Here is a 14,837-nt window from a genome sequence, read left to right as displayed (position 1 = left end):
TACACCGCACCGCGGCGGGGATGCCGCCCTGATCAATGCCTCGATTGCCCAGTTGCGCGACGCGCTGACGGCCGGCGAGTACACCGCCGCCGACCTGGCCTCTGCCTTTGCCGAGCGCATCGAGACGATCGATCCGTCCCTCAACAGCCTGGTCAGTCGGGTCGCGGCGATCGAGCCGGCATCGGCCAACGGCCGGCTTGCCGGCATTCCCTATGTCCACAAGGACATCTTCTGCGCCAAGGGCACGCGCACCACCTGCGGCTCGCGCATGCTGGCCGATTGGGTCGCGCCCTACGACTCGACCGTCCACGAGCGCCTGACCCAGAGTGGGGCGGTGTTGCTGGGCAAGGCCAACATGGACGAGTTCGCCATGGGCTCGTCCAACGAGAACAGCCACTTCGGCGCGGTTGCCAACCCCTGGGATGCGAACGCGGTGCCGGGCGGGTCGTCGGGCGGTTCGGCCGCGGCGGTTGCCGCGCGGCTCGTGCCGTTTGCCACCGGGACCGACACGGGTGGTTCGATTCGCCAGCCGGCCGCCTTCTGTGGCGTGACCGGCATCAAGCCGACTTACGGGCGGGTATCGCGTTACGGCATGATCGCCTACGCCTCGAGCTTCGATCAGGGTGGGGTGATCGCGAAATCCGCCGCCGACTGCGCGCTGGTCCTCGGCGAGATGGCCGGGTTCGATGAGCGCGATTCCACCTCGGCCGACCACCCCGTGCCGGATTACGTCGCCGGGCTGGACGAGTCGATCAGCGGTCTGCGGGTCGGCATTCCCAAGCAATGGTTTTCCGATGCGCTCGAGCCGGCGGTGGGTGATGCCGTCTCGGCGGCGATCGACGAGTTGCGCGCCGCCGGCGCCGAAACGGTCGAGATCGACCTGCCGGACGCGGATATTGCCCTGGCGGCCTACTACCTGCTCGCGCCGGCCGAGGCCTCCTCGAACCTGTCGCGGTTCGATGGCGTGCGCTTCGGCTACCGCTGCGAGGATCCCAAGGATCTGCAGGACCTCTACGAGCGCACCCGCTCGGAGGGCTTCGGCTCGGAGGTCAAGCGCCGCATCCTGGTGGGTACCTACGCGCTCTCGGCGGGCTACTACGACGCCTTCTACCGTCGTGCACAGAAAGCGCGCCGGCTGGTGACCGAACACTTCCAGCGCGCCTTCGAGCAGTGCGACGTGATCGCCGGGCCGGTGACGCCCACCCCGGCGTTCGATCGCGGTGCGCACAGCGCCGATCCGGCCAAGATGTACCTCGAGGACATCTTCACCATCCCGGTCAACCTCGCCGGCCTGCCGGGCATGTCGGTGCCGGCCGGTTTCGTCGAGGGGCGCCCGGTCGGCCTGCAGTTGATCGGCCGCCACTTCGACGAGGCGCGCCTGCTCAACGTCGCGCACCAGTATCAGCAGCGCGTGGACTGGCACGAGCGGATGCCGTCCATGGCTGCCGATTCCGCCAACGACAACCGCGAAGGGTAAGGACAGCACTCATGAGTCAATTCGCAATCCCTTCGGGCTGGGAAGCGGTCATCGGTCTGGAGATCCACGCCCAGCTGGCCACCCGTTCCAAGATCTTTTCCGGGGCATCGACCGCCTTCGGTGCCGAGCCCAACGCGCAGGCCTGTGCCGTCGATCTCGGCCTGCCGGGCGTGCTGCCCGTGCTCAACGAGGGCGCGGTGCGCATGGCCTCGCTCTTCGGCCTGGCCATCGACGCCGACATCTCGCGGGTCTCGAGCTTCGACCGCAAGAACTACTTCTACCCGGATTTGCCCAAGGGCTATCAGACCACGCAGCTCGCTCGCCCGATCGTGGTGGGTGGCTCGGTGACCGTGACCACCGGCGAGGGCAAGCAGGCCAAAGAGCACACCATCCATGTGACGCGTGCCCACCTGGAGGAGGATGCCGGCAAGTCGCTGCACGAGGACTTCCACGGCATGTCGGGCATCGATCTCAACCGGGCGGGCACGCCGCTGATCGAGATCGTCTCCGAGCCGGACATGCGCAGTCCCGAGCAGGCGGTCGCCTACGCCCGCAAGGTGCACGCAATCGTCCAGTATCTGGGCATTTGTGACGGCAACATGCAGGAAGGCTCGTTCCGGGTGGATGCCAACGTCTCCGTGCGTCCCGAGGGTGACGAGGCCTTCGGTACCCGCACCGAGGTCAAGAACGTCAACTCGTTCCGCTTTCTGCAGCGGGCGATCGAGTTCGAGATCGAGCGCCAGGTCGACCTGCTCGAGACCGGCGGCGAGGTGGTGCAGGCCACCCGCCTGTACGACCCGGACCGCGACGAGACCCGCCTGATGCGCACCAAGGAAGAGGCGGACGATTACCGCTACTTCCCGTGCCCGGACCTGCTGCCGGTGGTCATCGACGACGAGACGATCGAGTCCTGGCGCGCCGAGTTGCCCGAACTTCCCGATGCCAAGGCCGAACGCTACCAGTCCGAGTACGGCCTGAGCGCCTACGATGCCGGCGTGCTCACCGCCAGCCGCGCGACCGCCGAGTACTTCGAGGCGGTGATCGCCCGCGAGGGGAGCGACGCCAAGCTGGCCGCCAACTGGGTGATGGGCGAGGTCGCCGCGCTCTTGAACCGGCTCGAGTGCGAGATTGGCGAATGCCCGGTGCCGGCCGACAAGCTGGCCGACCTGCTCGAGCGGATTGCCGACGGCACGCTGTCGAACAAGCTCGGCCGCGAGGTGTTCGAGGCGCTGGCCGAGCAGGGCGGATCGGTCGACGAGATCATCGAGGCACGTGGTCTCAAGCAGATCTCGGACACCGGCGCGATCGAGGCGATGGTCGACGAGGTGATCGCCGCCAACCCGGGGCAGGTCGAGGCCTACCGGGGCGGCAAGGACAAGCTGTTCGGCTTCTTTGTCGGCCAGGTGATGAAGGCGGCCAAGGGCAAGGCCAATCCGCAGGCGGTCAACGAGGTGCTCAAGCGCCGCCTCGATGGCAACTGAGAGCGACTGAACCGTCGTGCAGCAACCCGGGGGAATCCCATGAGCGAGATGACCGGCAAGTCGGAATCGATCGACTGGCAAAACCTGCCGCAGGGCGACGAACTGTTCCGCTTTTCCTTCGAGGATGGGCGGGTGCGCGGGGTGTCCCTGCGCCTGGAGCCCACCTGGCAGGCGGCGATCGAGAACCATGACTACCCGCCGGCGGTGGCGAGTCTGCTGGGGCAGGCCGTTGCCGGGGCCGTGTTGATGGTCGCGAGTCTCAAGTTCGAAGGGCGCCTGGTGCTGCAGTTCGCCGGTCGCGGTCCGATCAGCCTGCTGGTGGTGCAGGTCACCTCCGATCGTCGCTTTCGCTGCATGGCCAAGTGGGAGGACGAGCGTCTTGAGGGCACGAGCGCCCATCTCGAGGATCAGCTCGGGCGCGGGCAGTTGGTCTTGACGATCGAGCCCGACGAGGGCGCGCGCTACCAGTCACTGGTGCCGATCGCCGGTGCCGGCCTGGAAAACGCCATCGAGGGGTATTTCCAGCAATCAGAGCAGTTGCCGACCCGTCTGGTCCTGGCGGCCGACGGCGAGGTGACCGCGGGCATGCTGGTCCAGCAGATGCCCGAGACCGGTGGGATTGCGCCGGCTTCCGGGGTGGCGGCCCGCGGGTTCGAGCACGTCGGTAAGCTGGTCGATACCCTCGTGGGCGACAAGGGCCGGTCCGAGATGCTTGCCATCTCTGCCCCGGAGCTCCTGCACCGCCTGTTCCACCAGGAGGCGTTGCGCATCCATGACGTGGCGCGGGTCTCGTTCAATTGTGGCTGCACCCGTGAGGGTGTCGGCCAGATGCTCGCCAGCCTGGGACGAGAGGAACTCGAGGCGACGATCGACAGTGACGAGACGCCGGGACTGGTCGAGATTCGCTGTGACTTCTGCGGCAGCCTGTACCGCTTCGATCGGGTCGACGTCGAGCAATTGCTCACCAGCGACAGTGTCGAGCCGCCCGAGTCTACCCGCCACTGAATTCGATGCCGCCGACCTCTGGTCGGAAATCGCCATCGCCCCCATACTAGGGAAGCGCTGCACGATTCGATGGTGCCTCTGGCTCGCGGGTCTGTTCGCAATCAAGGCGCCGAGCCGAAGGCGGGCTCATTGCCCGGCGAGGGGCGGGAACGCCGAGTGCGGACAGACCCGCAAGCCCCGCCCGGCCGGGCGGGTCGCCAAGGGGGTATTTGTCGACGTTGCAGCCCGTGTGAAGGGGCGCCGCAGTCACGGCGGACTGCGCCTTGCAACTGACCCCCTTGGCGGTCTCGCAGAGGCGCCCTCGAATCGTGCAGAGTTTCCCTAGACGCTGTCCCCGGCCTGCCCGTAACGACCACCCGGTATATCGCATGACGTCCGGTCACGTCCTTTCCCCTTCATCCGACGCCGCCGTCGATCCTTCGATCGACGCGGTGTCGCTTGATGCGCTGTTCGGCGAGGTGCGCCGGCACATCCTTGATCGGCAGCACCCTGTCTCCGGGCTCCTGCCGGCCAGCACCGCCGTGACCGCCCACGGCGATTACACGGACGCCTGGGTGCGCGACAACGTCTACAGCATCCTCGGCCCCTGGGCGCTGGGTATCGCCTGCCGCCGCGCCGGGCACTCGACCCGTGCCTTCGAGCTCGAACAGGCGGTCGTTCGCAACATGCGCGGGCTGCTGCTCGCCATGATGCGCCAGGCCGACCGGGTCGAGCGCTTCAAGCACAGCCTCGACCCGATCGACGCCCTGCATGCCAAGTACGACACCGCCAGCGGCGAGGCGGTGGTGGGCGACGAGGAGTGGGGGCACCTGCAACTGGATGCCACCTCGCTGTTCGTGCTGATGCTGGTGCAGATGACCGCAGGCGGACTGACGATCGTGCAGGGGCGTGACGAGGTGGATTTCGTCCAGAACCTGGTCTGGTACCTGTCCCGGGCCTACGTGATCCCCGACTACGGCATCTGGGAGCGTGGCAACAAGATCAACCACGGCGTGCGCGAGCTCAATGCCAGTTCGCTTGGCCTGGTACTCGCCGCGCTGGAGGCCGCCGACGAATTCGATCTGTTCGGCAAGCAGGGCGACGACAGCAGTCGATTGCAGGTGGTGCCCGACGATATCGCCCGGGTACAGCAGTGCCTGGACTCCATCCTCCCGCGGGAATCGGCCTCCAAGGAGATCGATTCGGCCCTGCTCGCCGTGATCGGTTTTCCGGCCTTTGCCGCCGGCAACAAGGCCGAGGAGGTGGGTGAACGCATCGAGACCCGGCTGGCCGGGCGTTACGGTTACAAGCGCTTTCTGCGCGACGGACACCAGACGGCGATCGAGGATGACACCAAGCTCCACTACGAGCCCGAAGAGCTCGAGGCCTTTGCCCGCATCGAGTGCGAGTGGCCGTTGTTTTTCACCTATCGGCTGATCAACGCCTGTTTTTCCGGGGATCGCGCCACCGCCGTGTCGATTCAACGGCAGATCCAGTGGGTCGCGGTCTGCGAATGTGGCGCCCCGGTGTTGCCCGAACTCTATTACGTGCCGATCGAGTCGCTCGCGACCGAGCGTCACGCCCCCGGCTCCGCCGATCGGCTGGCGAATGAAAACCGACCGCTGGTCTGGGCGCAGAGCCTTTGGGTGGTCGGCCGGCTGTTGTTGGCGGGACGTATTGAACCGGATGATGTGGACCCGATCGGCCGTCATGGCTCCCGGCGGGATACCGCTAATCCCGCGATCGGCGTGACCCTGCTGGCCCAGACGCCCTCCGTGGGCGAGCGGCTCGAGGCGGCGGGCATTGCACCGGTCTCGTGGCCGGATCGGACCCGCACGGCCGTGATTCCGGCCGACGTCCTGGTCGAGCGACTGGCCTCGGTCGGTACCAATGCGCGCCTCGCGTTGAGCGGGCGTCCCAAGCGCCGCCTGCTGGGTCTCTCGGCGGGCCGTCTGATCGCCACCGACAAGGGCGACTGTGCGGTGGCCCCGGCCCTGTTCGACACGAACATCTTCCTCCTTGGCCGGGATACCGAATTGCTGGTCCACGAGATTCGTACCAGCCTTGCCTACCTGGCCCGGTATGCCCGTGGCCCGGGTCAGCCGCTGTGGGCCATTCCGGTTTTCGACTGGATGCTCGACGGGCCGGGTGGCAAGGCGCTGTTGGCATTCCTCGACAAGCTGGCGAGCGGCCGGGTTGACGGGATTCGGGTCGAGGCCCTGGACGCGTTGGCGGAATCGGCATCCCGGTGGCGATTGCCCGGCGAGCTCCCCGAGGCGCCCGCCGAACCGCCCGTCACCGACGGACCATGGGAGTGGGGTGGTGACGTCGATGCCATTGCCGCCGAGCTGGGCGAGGCGCCTTCGGTCGACGAGCGGATCGCGGCCTTCGGGCGCGTCACCGCGCTGGATGAACGGCTGGCGTTGCTCGATTGGCTGGCGCGGAGCGCGCTGCCCCCTGAGCGGACGTTCGCCGATGTCAACGGTGAATGGCGCGACTGGAAAGGTCACTGTTTCGCCCTGTTGCATCTGGCCCAGCGAGTGGGTGCCTGGCGGGTGATGCGCCTGGTTGCTGATCTGGCCGGGGTGGTCGACGGGTTCCTCGAGGTCGCCTTGATGGACCTGGTCGTGCGCCAGAAGCGGTTGGCCGTGGGCCGTTCCTACAGCCGTTCGGCCGTGATCGACGCACCGATTTCGAACCGCGAGATCCTGCGGCGGATCCACGCCTATTGCGGGGACGATCCGCGCGAGCGTTGCCTGACCCAGGAACTCGTGATTCACCTCGGTGCCTGGCTGCGCGCCGAGCCGGAGCTGTTCTGCAACGTGATCACCCTGCGTACCGGCCCGCTGCTGCAGATCCTGGTGGCCCTGCGCGCCCGGGAGGCAGCGATCCCGCCGTCGCAGGCGCTGGATGATCTCGTCGACATGACGCCGCACGCCCTGCGCGATCGATTGCGCGAGGCGATCGACTGGCGCGATCAACCCGAGCGGCTCGAGGCGCTGCATCGACGCGACAGCGCCAGCCTTCCCCCCGTGTCTGTCGGGGACGAAATGACCCAATCGGCGGTGGCCTCGGTGCTGGCTCGATATGGGTCGAGTCACCCGGAGTCGCCCCATGAGGCGGGTCGCTCGGTCGACTGGTACCACCATCGCGAGATCGGCGGGGCCATGAGTCGGTTGCCCGAACGCTTTTACGAGGGGGTCTGGGGTTTGCTCGGCCATGTCCCGACATTGGTGATCGGCAACCGGTTCGATCCGCGCAATGTGCTCGACAGCGCGCTTTATCGTGGCCAGTCCACGGCCCGCGAGCACAACTTCGCCCTGGCCGTCGAACATCGGCTCAATCGAATCGAGGCGCCTGAATACCGGGAGTTGAACGTCGAGGCGATCGCTGCGCTGATCGAGATCGTGGCGCAGGCGCCGGGACTGTCGATCGAGGAACCGCTGGTACTCGACGTGGTAATCGGGCACGCCGTGCGTCTGGCCTGGCTCCAGGATCATCCCGAACAAGAGGGGCTTTACGACGAGTCGCGGGCAGATGCCTGGCAGGCCTTCTACCATCGGCCCCCTCAGGCCGTTGCCTACTGGGTGGGCGCGGCGCTTGATTACTTGCTCATGGCCGATGCCGATTCGGCGGGTGTGACGGAGGAGGTCGGCGATGATTCTCGCGGGTGACATCGGTGGAACACGCTCACGCCTGGCGCTGTTCGCCGACGACGAGCCGGTGGCGCGATTCGAACAGACCTTGTCCAGTCGGGAATACGCGGATTTTTCCGCCATGCTGTCGACCTTTCTCGACCTTGCCGGGCGACATCATGACCGCGAGCCGATCGAGGCGACGGCGTTCGGTATCGCCGGCCCGGTGCAGGGTGAGGGCGCGGATGCCCGGGTACAGGCGACCAACCTGCCCTGGACCTTGTCGGCGGCGATGATTGGCAAGGCGCTCGGCGGCGCGCCGGTGCGGTTGGTCAATGACCTGATCGCCGTGGGCCTGGGCGCGCTGGCAAGCCCGATCGACCGGCGGGTGAACCTCAATCCCGAGGCCGCGTCGGGCAAGGGGCACGCGGCGGTGATCGCGCCGGGTACCGGGCTGGGCGAGGCCCTGTTCTTCCATGACGGTCATGACCACAACCCGATGCCGAGCGAGGGCGGACATTGCGACTTCGGCCCCAACGACGAGCGCGAGATGGCGTTGCTGCGCTACCTGCGTGGGCGGTTCGGTGGGCATGTCAGCTACGAGCGCATTCTCAGTGGTGACGGCTTTTCCTCGCTCTATGCCTTTGCGCGTCACGCGGAACTTGGGCGACCGGCCCCGGGCGCCGATGGACAGCTGTCAGCGGCTTCCGACCCCAATGCCCTGATCACGCAATGGGCGAATCGCGGCGAGGACGAGTGCGCGGTGATCGCCTGTCGGCTGTTCGCGCGGATTCTTGGCGCGGAGGCCGGCAACCTGGCGCTCAAGGCACTGCCCACCGGCGGGGTGTTCCTCGCCGGCGCCATTGTCGGGCACATCCTGCCGTTCCTGCGCGAGCAGACGCTCGAGGGCTTTCTCGACAAGGGGCGGTTTGCGACCATGCTCGGTCGTCTGCCGTTGTGGGTGATTGCCGATGGCGGACTCGGCCTGGCCGGCGCGCGCGAACTGGCTGCGCGGGACCGTGCCGAGCAGGCAATGGACTCGAGCAGGGGAGCGTGATGAGGCGGGGCGAGCTGAACGGACTTTACGTGATCACCGATACCACCCGATTTCAGCGCGAGGCGCTGGTCGAGGCGGTCAGCGAGGCCATTCAGGGTGGGGCACGGATCGTCCAGTATCGGGACAAGAGCGGCGATGCCGAGCGGCGCCGTGACGAGGCCGCGGCCCTCGGCGAGCTGTGCCGGCATCATGGTCGCGTCTTCATCGTCAACGACGACGTGGCACTGGCGACCGAGGTCGGCGCCGACGGGGTGCATCTGGGCCGCGAGGATGCCCCGTTGACCGACACGCGGGCCCGCTTTCAGGCCGCGGGGCTCGATGCGATCATCGGTGTGTCTTGCTATGCTGACCGGCTTCGGGCCGAACGCGCCGCGGCCGAAGGTGCCGATTACCTGGCCTTCGGCGCGATGTTCCCGTCGCCAACCAAGCCGCATGCGCCCGGCGCCCCCGCGGAGGTGCTCGGCTGGGCCCGGGAGCGGCTCGGTCGTCCGGTTTGCGGCATCGGCGGTATTACGGCGACCAACGTGGGCGACCTGATGCCGCATCGGCCCGACATGATCGCGGTGATCAGCGAGGTGTTCGCCGCCCCCGACATCCGGGCCGCCGCCGAGACCATGGCGCAAGCCATGGCCGCCGGCCCGATCGAATCCCTTTCAAGCACAAACCACGATCCGGAGAATCCCTAGATGACCGCATCCAACCACGAGCTGTTCGAACGCGCGCAGACCCACATCCCCGGCGGGGTGAATTCGCCGGTGCGTGCCTTTGGCTCGGTCGGCGGCGATCCCGTCTTCGTCAAGCGCGCCGAGGGCGCCCGCTTTTTCGACGAGAACGACCAGTCCTATATCGATTACGTCGGCTCCTGGGGGCCCATGATCCTGGGGCATGCGCACCCCGACGTGATCGAGGCGGTCCGCGACGCCGCCAAGAGCGGCCTGTCCTTCGGTGCCCCCACGGTCAGCGAAACCCGCATGGCCGATCTGCTCTGCGAGCTGGTGCCGTCGATGGACATGGTGCGGCTTACCTCCTCGGGCACCGAGGCCACCATGAGCGCGATCCGTTTGGCTCGCGGCTTTACCGGCCGGGACCGGATCGTCAAGTTCCAGGGCAACTACCACGGTCACTCCGACTCCTTGCTGGTCGAGGCCGGCTCGGGGGCGCTCACGCACGGCGTGCCGAGCTCCCCGGGCGTACCCAAGGCGTTCGCCGATCTGACCACCACGGTCGAGTACAACAACCTCGAGCAGGTGCGCGAGGTGTTTGCCGAGGTGGGTGACGAGGTCGCCGCGATCATCGTCGAGCCGGTGGTGGGCAACATGAACTGCATCCCGCCGGAGCCGGGTTTCCTCGAGGGGCTGCGCCACGTCTGCGACGAGTACGGCGCGGTGTTGATCTTCGACGAGGTGATGACCGGTTTTCGCGTGTCGCTGGGCGGGGCGCAGGAGCATTACGGCATCAAGCCGGACCTGACCACCATGGGCAAGGTGATCGGCGGCGGCATGCCGGTGGGTGCCTTCGGCGGCCGGCGCGAGATCATGGAGATGATCTCGCCGATGGGGCCGGTCTACCACGCCGGCACGCTGTCGGGTAACCCGATGGCCATGGCGGCCGGCGTAAAGACGCTCGAGCTGATCAGCGTGCCGGGTTTCTTCGACGTGCTGACCCGTCGCACCCAGGCACTCTGCGATGGTCTGTCGGCCGCCGCGAAGGCGCACGGCATCCCGATGATCACCCAGAACGTGGGTGGCATGTTCGGGCTGTTCTTCACCGACAAGGACCGCGTCGCCAACTTCAACGACGCGACTGCCTGCGACAAGGAGGCCTTCAAGGCCTTCTTCCACGGCATGCTCGACGAGGGCGTGTACTTTGCGCCGTCGTCGTTCGAGGCGGGATTCGTCTCGATGGCCCACGGCGAGGCGGAGATCGATGCGACGATCAGCGCCGCCGAGCGCGTGCTGGCCCGCATGGCAGGTTGAATACCCGGCGGGGCCTGCGATTAGCGGGTCTCCGGGCAGTAAAAAAGGCCGCCGGAAGGGGGTCCGGCGGCCTTTTGACGTCTAGGGCGGGGCGAAGGGATGCTTCGTGCCCGATCGCCTTATTGTTCGTCCTCGAGATTCGCGTCCGGGTTCCAGCCGGCATCGCGCGCCTTCTCCATCTGCTTCTCGTAGATCTCCGCGTGGCGACGGCGCAGATCGTCGGGCAGCAGGCTCGGAATGCCACCGCCATGCTTGTCCCACTCGGCGTTGACCCGGTCGGCCAGTCCCTGCAGGCGGCCCAGTTCCCAGCCTTCGCAGGTCTCGTCTTCCGGGATCAGTCCGAACACGCGGGCGTCGAGCACCAGGCGGCCGTGGAAGGTCATGCCACCATCTCGGTCGTTGTCGATCCCGACGTAACCGTCTTTCGCTGAGTTGCCTCTACGCTGCATGCTGTACTCCGTTTCTCTTATTCGGATTCGTGAAAACGGGCATCGACCAGGTCGGCGATCCCCTCGATGGCCTGGGCAGCATCGTCGCCGGTGGCGGTGACGCTGATCGTCTTGCCACAGGCGGCGGCCAGCATCATCAGGCCCATGATCGACTTGCCATTGACCCGGCGGTCGTTGAATTCGACCTCGACTTCGCTTTCGAATTGTTCGGCCTTCGCGGCAAAACGCGCGGCCGCTCGGGCGTGCAGGCCGCGACGATTGCGCAGGGTCAATTGCCGCTGGGCGACTGATGGGGCGCTGTCGTTCATGACCGGTCGGTCGCTCCTTCCTGGATGATGCCCTCGCGTCCCCCGCTGCAGGCCTTCGCCGTCATCTGCTCGAGCGGCAGACGCGGATAGTTCAGGGCGCGGACCAACATGGGGAGATTCACGCCGGACAGCACCTGCACGTCGTGCTGGTCGCGCAAGCGATGGGCGATGTTCGACGGGGTCGAGCCGTACATGTCGGTCATCACCAGTACCCCCTCGCCACTGTCGAGGTCCGCGACCCGTCGCCGGGCGGCGTTGAGCAGATCGATCGGATCGTCGTCCTGACGGACGTCGAGGTGGTCGAGCCGGGTGGGGAGACGCTCGAGCATGTCGGTGGCCGTCTCGATCAACTGGCCGCCGATGTCGTTGTGACAGATCAGCAGGATTCCGACGGTCATTGCGGGGATGCTTCCTCGGTCGCGGTCGGCAAAGGAAGGTCTGCACAAATCCGATACCGCTCTGCGCCCCTTGAGCACGGACGACTCGCCAGGCCAGAGTGGCATCGGCTTCGTGCAGACCTTCGCAAAAAGGGCATCATACCGAAAAACCGGTTCGAGACAGGGGACGGCGTGCCGGTTCAGTGGTTGCCGAGATCACGATGCCGCACCACCAGGTTGGCGAAGGTCGGCCGCAGATCGCAGGCGATCTGCTCGACGATGTAGACCGAGCGGTGCTTGCCGCCGGTGCAGCCGACCGAGCAGGTCAGATAACTGCGATCACTGTGGCTTGCCTCGGTCAGCATGTGAGCAAGAAAGTCCGCGATGCGCGCGCGGGTCTCGTGGGTCACGGGGTGCTGTTCCAGGTAGTCCACGACCGGTTGGTCGAGACCGCTGTGCGAACGCAGCGCTGCCGCCCAATGCGGGTTGGGAAGGAAGCGCACATCGAACAGGAAGTCGGAATCGAGCGGGATGCCGAACTTGAAGCCGAACGACTGGATCAGGATGCGTGGACCGGACTCCTTTTCACCGATCAGGCGCGCACGCACGTCCTCGCGGAGCTGGTGGACGGTTGTCAGGCTGGTGTCGATGACCAGGTCGGCGTAGGCGCGGATGGGCATCAGCAGTTGACCCTCGCGCGCGATCGCCTCGACCAGGTTGTCGATCTGGTAGGAGAGTGGGTGGCGTCGACGTGTCTCGGAAAAGCGGGTGATCAGGCGTTGACGGTCGGCCTCCAGGAACAGGCTGCTGATCTGCAGTTGCGGCAGGCGCTCCTTGAGTCGGTCGATTCGGTCGGGCAGGTTGGCCAGCGATTGCTCGGGCGCACGCGCATCGATGCTGATTGCGATCCCCCGGGCGACGATGCCGCCTTCCAGGTAGCTTTCGGCGAGATGGTCGAGCAGGTCCGGCGGCAGGTTGTCGATGCAGTAGAACCCGCTGTCTTCCAGCGCGGCCAGGGCCACGGACTTGCCGGAGCCGGATTGCCCCGTGACGAGTATCAAGCGCGGTAACGGTCTGGTCATGACCAGGGCTCCGGGCTTTCGTCGGGTCGTGGGGGCATCTCGCCGTCGGCGAACAGCCGCGTGATTTGCGGGCTGGCCGGCTGGCCGCCCCGCTGACGTTCCAGATTGCGTTGGCGGACGATGGTTTCCAACAGGACCGCCAGGTTGCGCCCCGGTGCCACCGGCAGGCGCCAGACGGGGATCGTCTGCCCGGCGACCCGCTCGTTGCCGCGGTCGCCGAACAGCCGTTCCTCGGCGCCGATCGTCCGGCCGGCATCGGAGGAATAGAGGTCGACGATCAGACGAAGATATTTGCGGGTCTTGAGGGCGTTGCTGCCAAAGAGTTCCCGGATGTCGACGATACCGATGCCTCGGACTTCGAGCAGGCCGAACAGGCGATCGGGACACGAGCCGGTGACCTCTTCACCGTGTGCGGTAAAGCACGGCGCGTCGTCGGCGATCAGGCGATGCCCGCGGCTGAGGAGTTCGAGTGCCACCTCGCTCTTGCCAATGCCCGCCGAGCCGCGGATCAGCACCCCGAGCCCGCTGACTTCCATGAACACGCCATGGCGCCAGTCCTCGTTGGTGTTGCCACACAGCCGCCGCAGCCGACGAGCGATAGTCTCGTCATCCTCACTGCTGCTCAGGATATGGATATCGGCCGACGCGCTTGGGGCCGTGGCGTGCCGATCAAGCCAGTCGGCGAGCACGTCGGCGTGTGCCCGACTGAGAATGATCACCCGCGGTGAAGCGATCGTCGCGACGGGGCCATTGGCCCGCTGCAGGCACTCTTCACCGCATTGCAGGTAGTGGCGCAGCGCCGGGGAGATCAGCGCGACGCGGGTGGGTATCCAGGGGTTCGCCGGGCCGACCAGGCGCTGGTCGTCGCCAACGGGCGTGTCCCAGCTGTCGGGAAGCGCCTGCTGCCAGTCGCCGTCGCCGGCATTGGAGGGAAGGTGTTGGTAGGTGAAGCTCGGGATCATGGCCTGCCCGTTTGCCGATCAAGGCTCGATGGTCGGGCGAAAGCCCGGTTTAGGGAAGGTCTGCACGACCTTCCCTAGCCGGCAGTCGCCTCCGCGCTGTCCTTGAGCCACTCTACCATCAGCGCCTGGACGCGCTCGGCGCTCTGGGCCCCCATGATCGTGTCCCGCTCGTCGGGATCATTGAGGTGGCGAGCCAGTCGGCCGAGGATTTCCAGGTGTTGCTCCGGGCAGTCCTCGGGGATGACCAAGCCGATCACCAGCGTGACCGGGGCGCCGTCGGGGGCGCCGAAGTCGACGCCTTCGCGCAGCCGTATCAGCGCGCCTCGCGGGGTGAGGATGTCGTCGACTCGGCCGTGAGGCACGGCAATGCCATGCCCGATGGCCGTGCAGCCCAGCCGTTCACGGGCAACCAGGGCCTCGAAGATGCGGGTGGCCTGCTGGCCGCCCAGTTCGTCGTCGGCCAGCAGGCCGGAGAGTACCTCCAGGACACGCTTGCGGCTCTGGTACAGCTCGTCGATCCGGATGTGATGGATCGGAAACAGCTCGGCAGTATTCATTAAGCACCCTGTCGGTCGACTGGCCGCGAGGATCACTCACGGGTCGGGGCGGGAATGGTTGAATCGGCGCGCATCATAGCGTGTTGCGCCGGCTGTGCAACACCGATTCCGACATGGTGACGGGAGCAATTCGTGCGCTTCTCTCGTCATCCGCCGGCGATCACGCCGGCGGGGGCGGCTCAGCGGTGGCTGGTCAGCTTTTCCTTGTGCTTGACGATCTGCCGGTCGAGCTTGTTGATCATGGCATCGATGGAGGCGTACATATCGTCGGTGACCGCCTCGGCGTGCATGTCCTGACCGCTGACGTGCAGGTTGGCCTCGGCCTTCTGCGCTTCCTTGCGCTCCACGGTCAGAATGACGTGGATATCCACCAGTTTGTCGAAGTGACGCTCAAGACGAGTGAACTTCTCGTGGACGTGGGCCTTGAGGGCCTCGGTAACGTCGACGTGATGACCGGTGATGTCTATCTGCATGTGCCGCTCCTTATAAGTG

General features: G+C 66.6%; 14 protein-coding genes. 7 read left to right on the top strand and 7 right to left on the bottom strand.

Annotation, left to right across the window (positions count from 1 at the left end; all coding sequences use genetic code 11):
- Positions 1-28: 28 nt before the first annotated feature.
- The 7 genes from gatA (at position 29) to hemL (ending at position 10,610) form a co-directional block, all read left to right on the top strand.
- The gene (gene gatA, locus SR882_RS07375) at positions 29-1,477 is read left to right on the top strand and encodes an Asp-tRNA(Asn)/Glu-tRNA(Gln) amidotransferase subunit GatA (protein WP_322522402.1); all 1,449 of its coding nucleotides are present in this window, start codon (positions 29-31) and stop codon (positions 1,475-1,477) included.
- Between the two features lie 11 nt (positions 1,478-1,488).
- Positions 1,489-2,958 carry an Asp-tRNA(Asn)/Glu-tRNA(Gln) amidotransferase subunit GatB gene (gene gatB / locus SR882_RS07370; RefSeq protein WP_322520609.1) on the top strand — a complete coding sequence of 490 codons (1,470 nt, stop codon included), beginning with the start codon at positions 1,489-1,491 and terminating at the stop codon, positions 2,956-2,958.
- Positions 2,959-2,997: 39 nt separating this feature from the next.
- The gene (gene hslO / locus SR882_RS07365) at positions 2,998-3,963 is read left to right on the top strand and encodes an Hsp33 family molecular chaperone HslO (RefSeq protein WP_322520608.1); all 966 of its coding nucleotides are present in this window, start codon (positions 2,998-3,000) and stop codon (positions 3,961-3,963) included.
- A gap of 368 nt (positions 3,964-4,331) precedes the next feature.
- Positions 4,332-7,616: a glycoside hydrolase family 15 protein gene (locus SR882_RS07360; protein WP_322520607.1), complete on the top strand. Its 3,285-nt coding sequence runs from the start codon at positions 4,332-4,334 to the stop codon at positions 7,614-7,616.
- Positions 7,600-8,634: a glucokinase gene (locus SR882_RS07355; RefSeq protein WP_322520606.1), complete on the top strand. Its 1,035-nt coding sequence runs from the start codon at positions 7,600-7,602 to the stop codon at positions 8,632-8,634. The genes SR882_RS07360 and SR882_RS07355 overlap by 17 nt, the downstream gene beginning before the upstream one ends.
- Positions 8,634-9,320 (top strand): thiamine phosphate synthase, encoded by a 687-nt coding sequence (thiE, locus tag SR882_RS07350; RefSeq protein WP_322520605.1) that lies wholly within the window; start codon positions 8,634-8,636, stop codon positions 9,318-9,320. Before SR882_RS07355 ends, thiE begins: the two co-directional genes overlap by 1 nt.
- On the top strand, positions 9,321-10,610 hold the full coding sequence (hemL, locus tag SR882_RS07345; RefSeq protein WP_322520604.1) for a glutamate-1-semialdehyde 2,1-aminomutase: 1,290 nt from the start codon (positions 9,321-9,323) through the stop codon (positions 10,608-10,610).
- 119 nt (positions 10,611-10,729) lie between these two features.
- On the opposite strand, the gene SR882_RS07340 is transcribed toward hemL, so the two are convergent.
- The 7 genes from SR882_RS07340 to hpf all read right to left on the bottom strand — a co-directional run bounded on the left by SR882_RS07340 (position 10,730) and on the right by hpf (position 14,818).
- Positions 10,730-11,059, bottom strand: coding sequence for a hypothetical protein (locus SR882_RS07340; RefSeq protein WP_322520603.1), 330 nt, complete (start codon positions 11,057-11,059; stop codon positions 10,730-10,732).
- 17 nt (positions 11,060-11,076) lie between these two features.
- The gene (locus tag SR882_RS07335; protein ID WP_322520602.1) at positions 11,077-11,367 is read right to left on the bottom strand and encodes an HPr family phosphocarrier protein; all 291 of its coding nucleotides are present in this window, start codon (positions 11,365-11,367) and stop codon (positions 11,077-11,079) included.
- On the bottom strand, positions 11,364-11,765 hold the full coding sequence (locus SR882_RS07330; protein ID WP_322520601.1) for a PTS sugar transporter subunit IIA: 402 nt from the start codon (positions 11,763-11,765) through the stop codon (positions 11,364-11,366). Before SR882_RS07330 ends, SR882_RS07335 begins: the two co-directional genes overlap by 4 nt.
- A gap of 179 nt (positions 11,766-11,944) precedes the next feature.
- Positions 11,945-12,826 (bottom strand): RNase adapter RapZ, encoded by an 882-nt coding sequence (gene rapZ, locus SR882_RS07325; protein WP_322520600.1) that lies wholly within the window; start codon positions 12,824-12,826, stop codon positions 11,945-11,947.
- Positions 12,823-13,788 carry an HPr(Ser) kinase/phosphatase gene (locus SR882_RS07320; protein WP_322520599.1) on the bottom strand — a complete coding sequence of 322 codons (966 nt, stop codon included), beginning with the start codon at positions 13,786-13,788 and terminating at the stop codon, positions 12,823-12,825. The genes rapZ and SR882_RS07320 overlap by 4 nt, the downstream gene beginning before the upstream one ends.
- A gap of 74 nt (positions 13,789-13,862) precedes the next feature.
- Positions 13,863-14,345, bottom strand: coding sequence for a PTS sugar transporter subunit IIA (locus tag SR882_RS07315; protein WP_322520598.1), 483 nt, complete (start codon positions 14,343-14,345; stop codon positions 13,863-13,865).
- A 179-nt stretch (positions 14,346-14,524) separates the two neighbouring features.
- A complete protein-coding gene (gene hpf / locus SR882_RS07310; RefSeq protein WP_125198923.1) occupies positions 14,525-14,818 on the bottom strand; it encodes a ribosome hibernation-promoting factor, HPF/YfiA family in 294 nt (97 codons plus the stop codon).
- Positions 14,819-14,837 lie beyond the last annotated feature (19 nt).

Origin of the sequence: Guyparkeria halophila (assembly GCF_034479635.1) — a bacterium.
In the GTDB taxonomy this organism is placed as follows: Bacteria; Pseudomonadota; Gammaproteobacteria; order Halothiobacillales; family Halothiobacillaceae; genus Guyparkeria; species Guyparkeria halophila.
This window is presented reverse-complemented; position numbering and strand designations above follow the sequence as displayed.

Excerpts from the sequence above, each read along its gene's own strand:
- gatB (WP_322520609.1), top strand. The coding sequence starts at position 1,489 with ATGAGTCAATTCGCAATCCCTTCGGGCTGGGAAGCGGTCATCGGTCTG.
- hslO (WP_322520608.1), top strand. The coding sequence starts at position 2,998 with ATGAGCGAGATGACCGGCAAGTCGGAATCGATCGACTGGCAAAACCTG.
- SR882_RS07360 (WP_322520607.1), top strand. The coding sequence starts at position 4,332 with ATGACGTCCGGTCACGTCCTTTCCCCTTCATCCGACGCCGCCGTCGAT.
- SR882_RS07355 (WP_322520606.1), top strand. The coding sequence starts at position 7,600 with ATGATTCTCGCGGGTGACATCGGTGGAACACGCTCACGCCTGGCGCTG.
- thiE (WP_322520605.1), top strand. The coding sequence starts at position 8,634 with ATGAGGCGGGGCGAGCTGAACGGACTTTACGTGATCACCGATACCACC.
- hemL (WP_322520604.1), top strand. The coding sequence starts at position 9,321 with ATGACCGCATCCAACCACGAGCTGTTCGAACGCGCGCAGACCCACATC.
- SR882_RS07340 (WP_322520603.1), bottom strand. The coding sequence starts at position 11,059 with ATGCAGCGTAGAGGCAACTCAGCGAAAGACGGTTACGTCGGGATCGAC.
- SR882_RS07335 (WP_322520602.1), bottom strand. The coding sequence starts at position 11,367 with ATGAACGACAGCGCCCCATCAGTCGCCCAGCGGCAATTGACCCTGCGC.
- SR882_RS07330 (WP_322520601.1), bottom strand. The coding sequence starts at position 11,765 with ATGACCGTCGGAATCCTGCTGATCTGTCACAACGACATCGGCGGCCAG.
- rapZ (WP_322520600.1), bottom strand. The coding sequence starts at position 12,826 with ATGACCAGACCGTTACCGCGCTTGATACTCGTCACGGGGCAATCCGGC.
- SR882_RS07320 (WP_322520599.1), bottom strand. The coding sequence starts at position 13,788 with ATGATCCCGAGCTTCACCTACCAACACCTTCCCTCCAATGCCGGCGAC.
- SR882_RS07315 (WP_322520598.1), bottom strand. The coding sequence starts at position 14,345 with ATGAATACTGCCGAGCTGTTTCCGATCCATCACATCCGGATCGACGAG.
- hpf (WP_125198923.1), bottom strand. The coding sequence starts at position 14,818 with ATGCAGATAGACATCACCGGTCATCACGTCGACGTTACCGAGGCCCTC.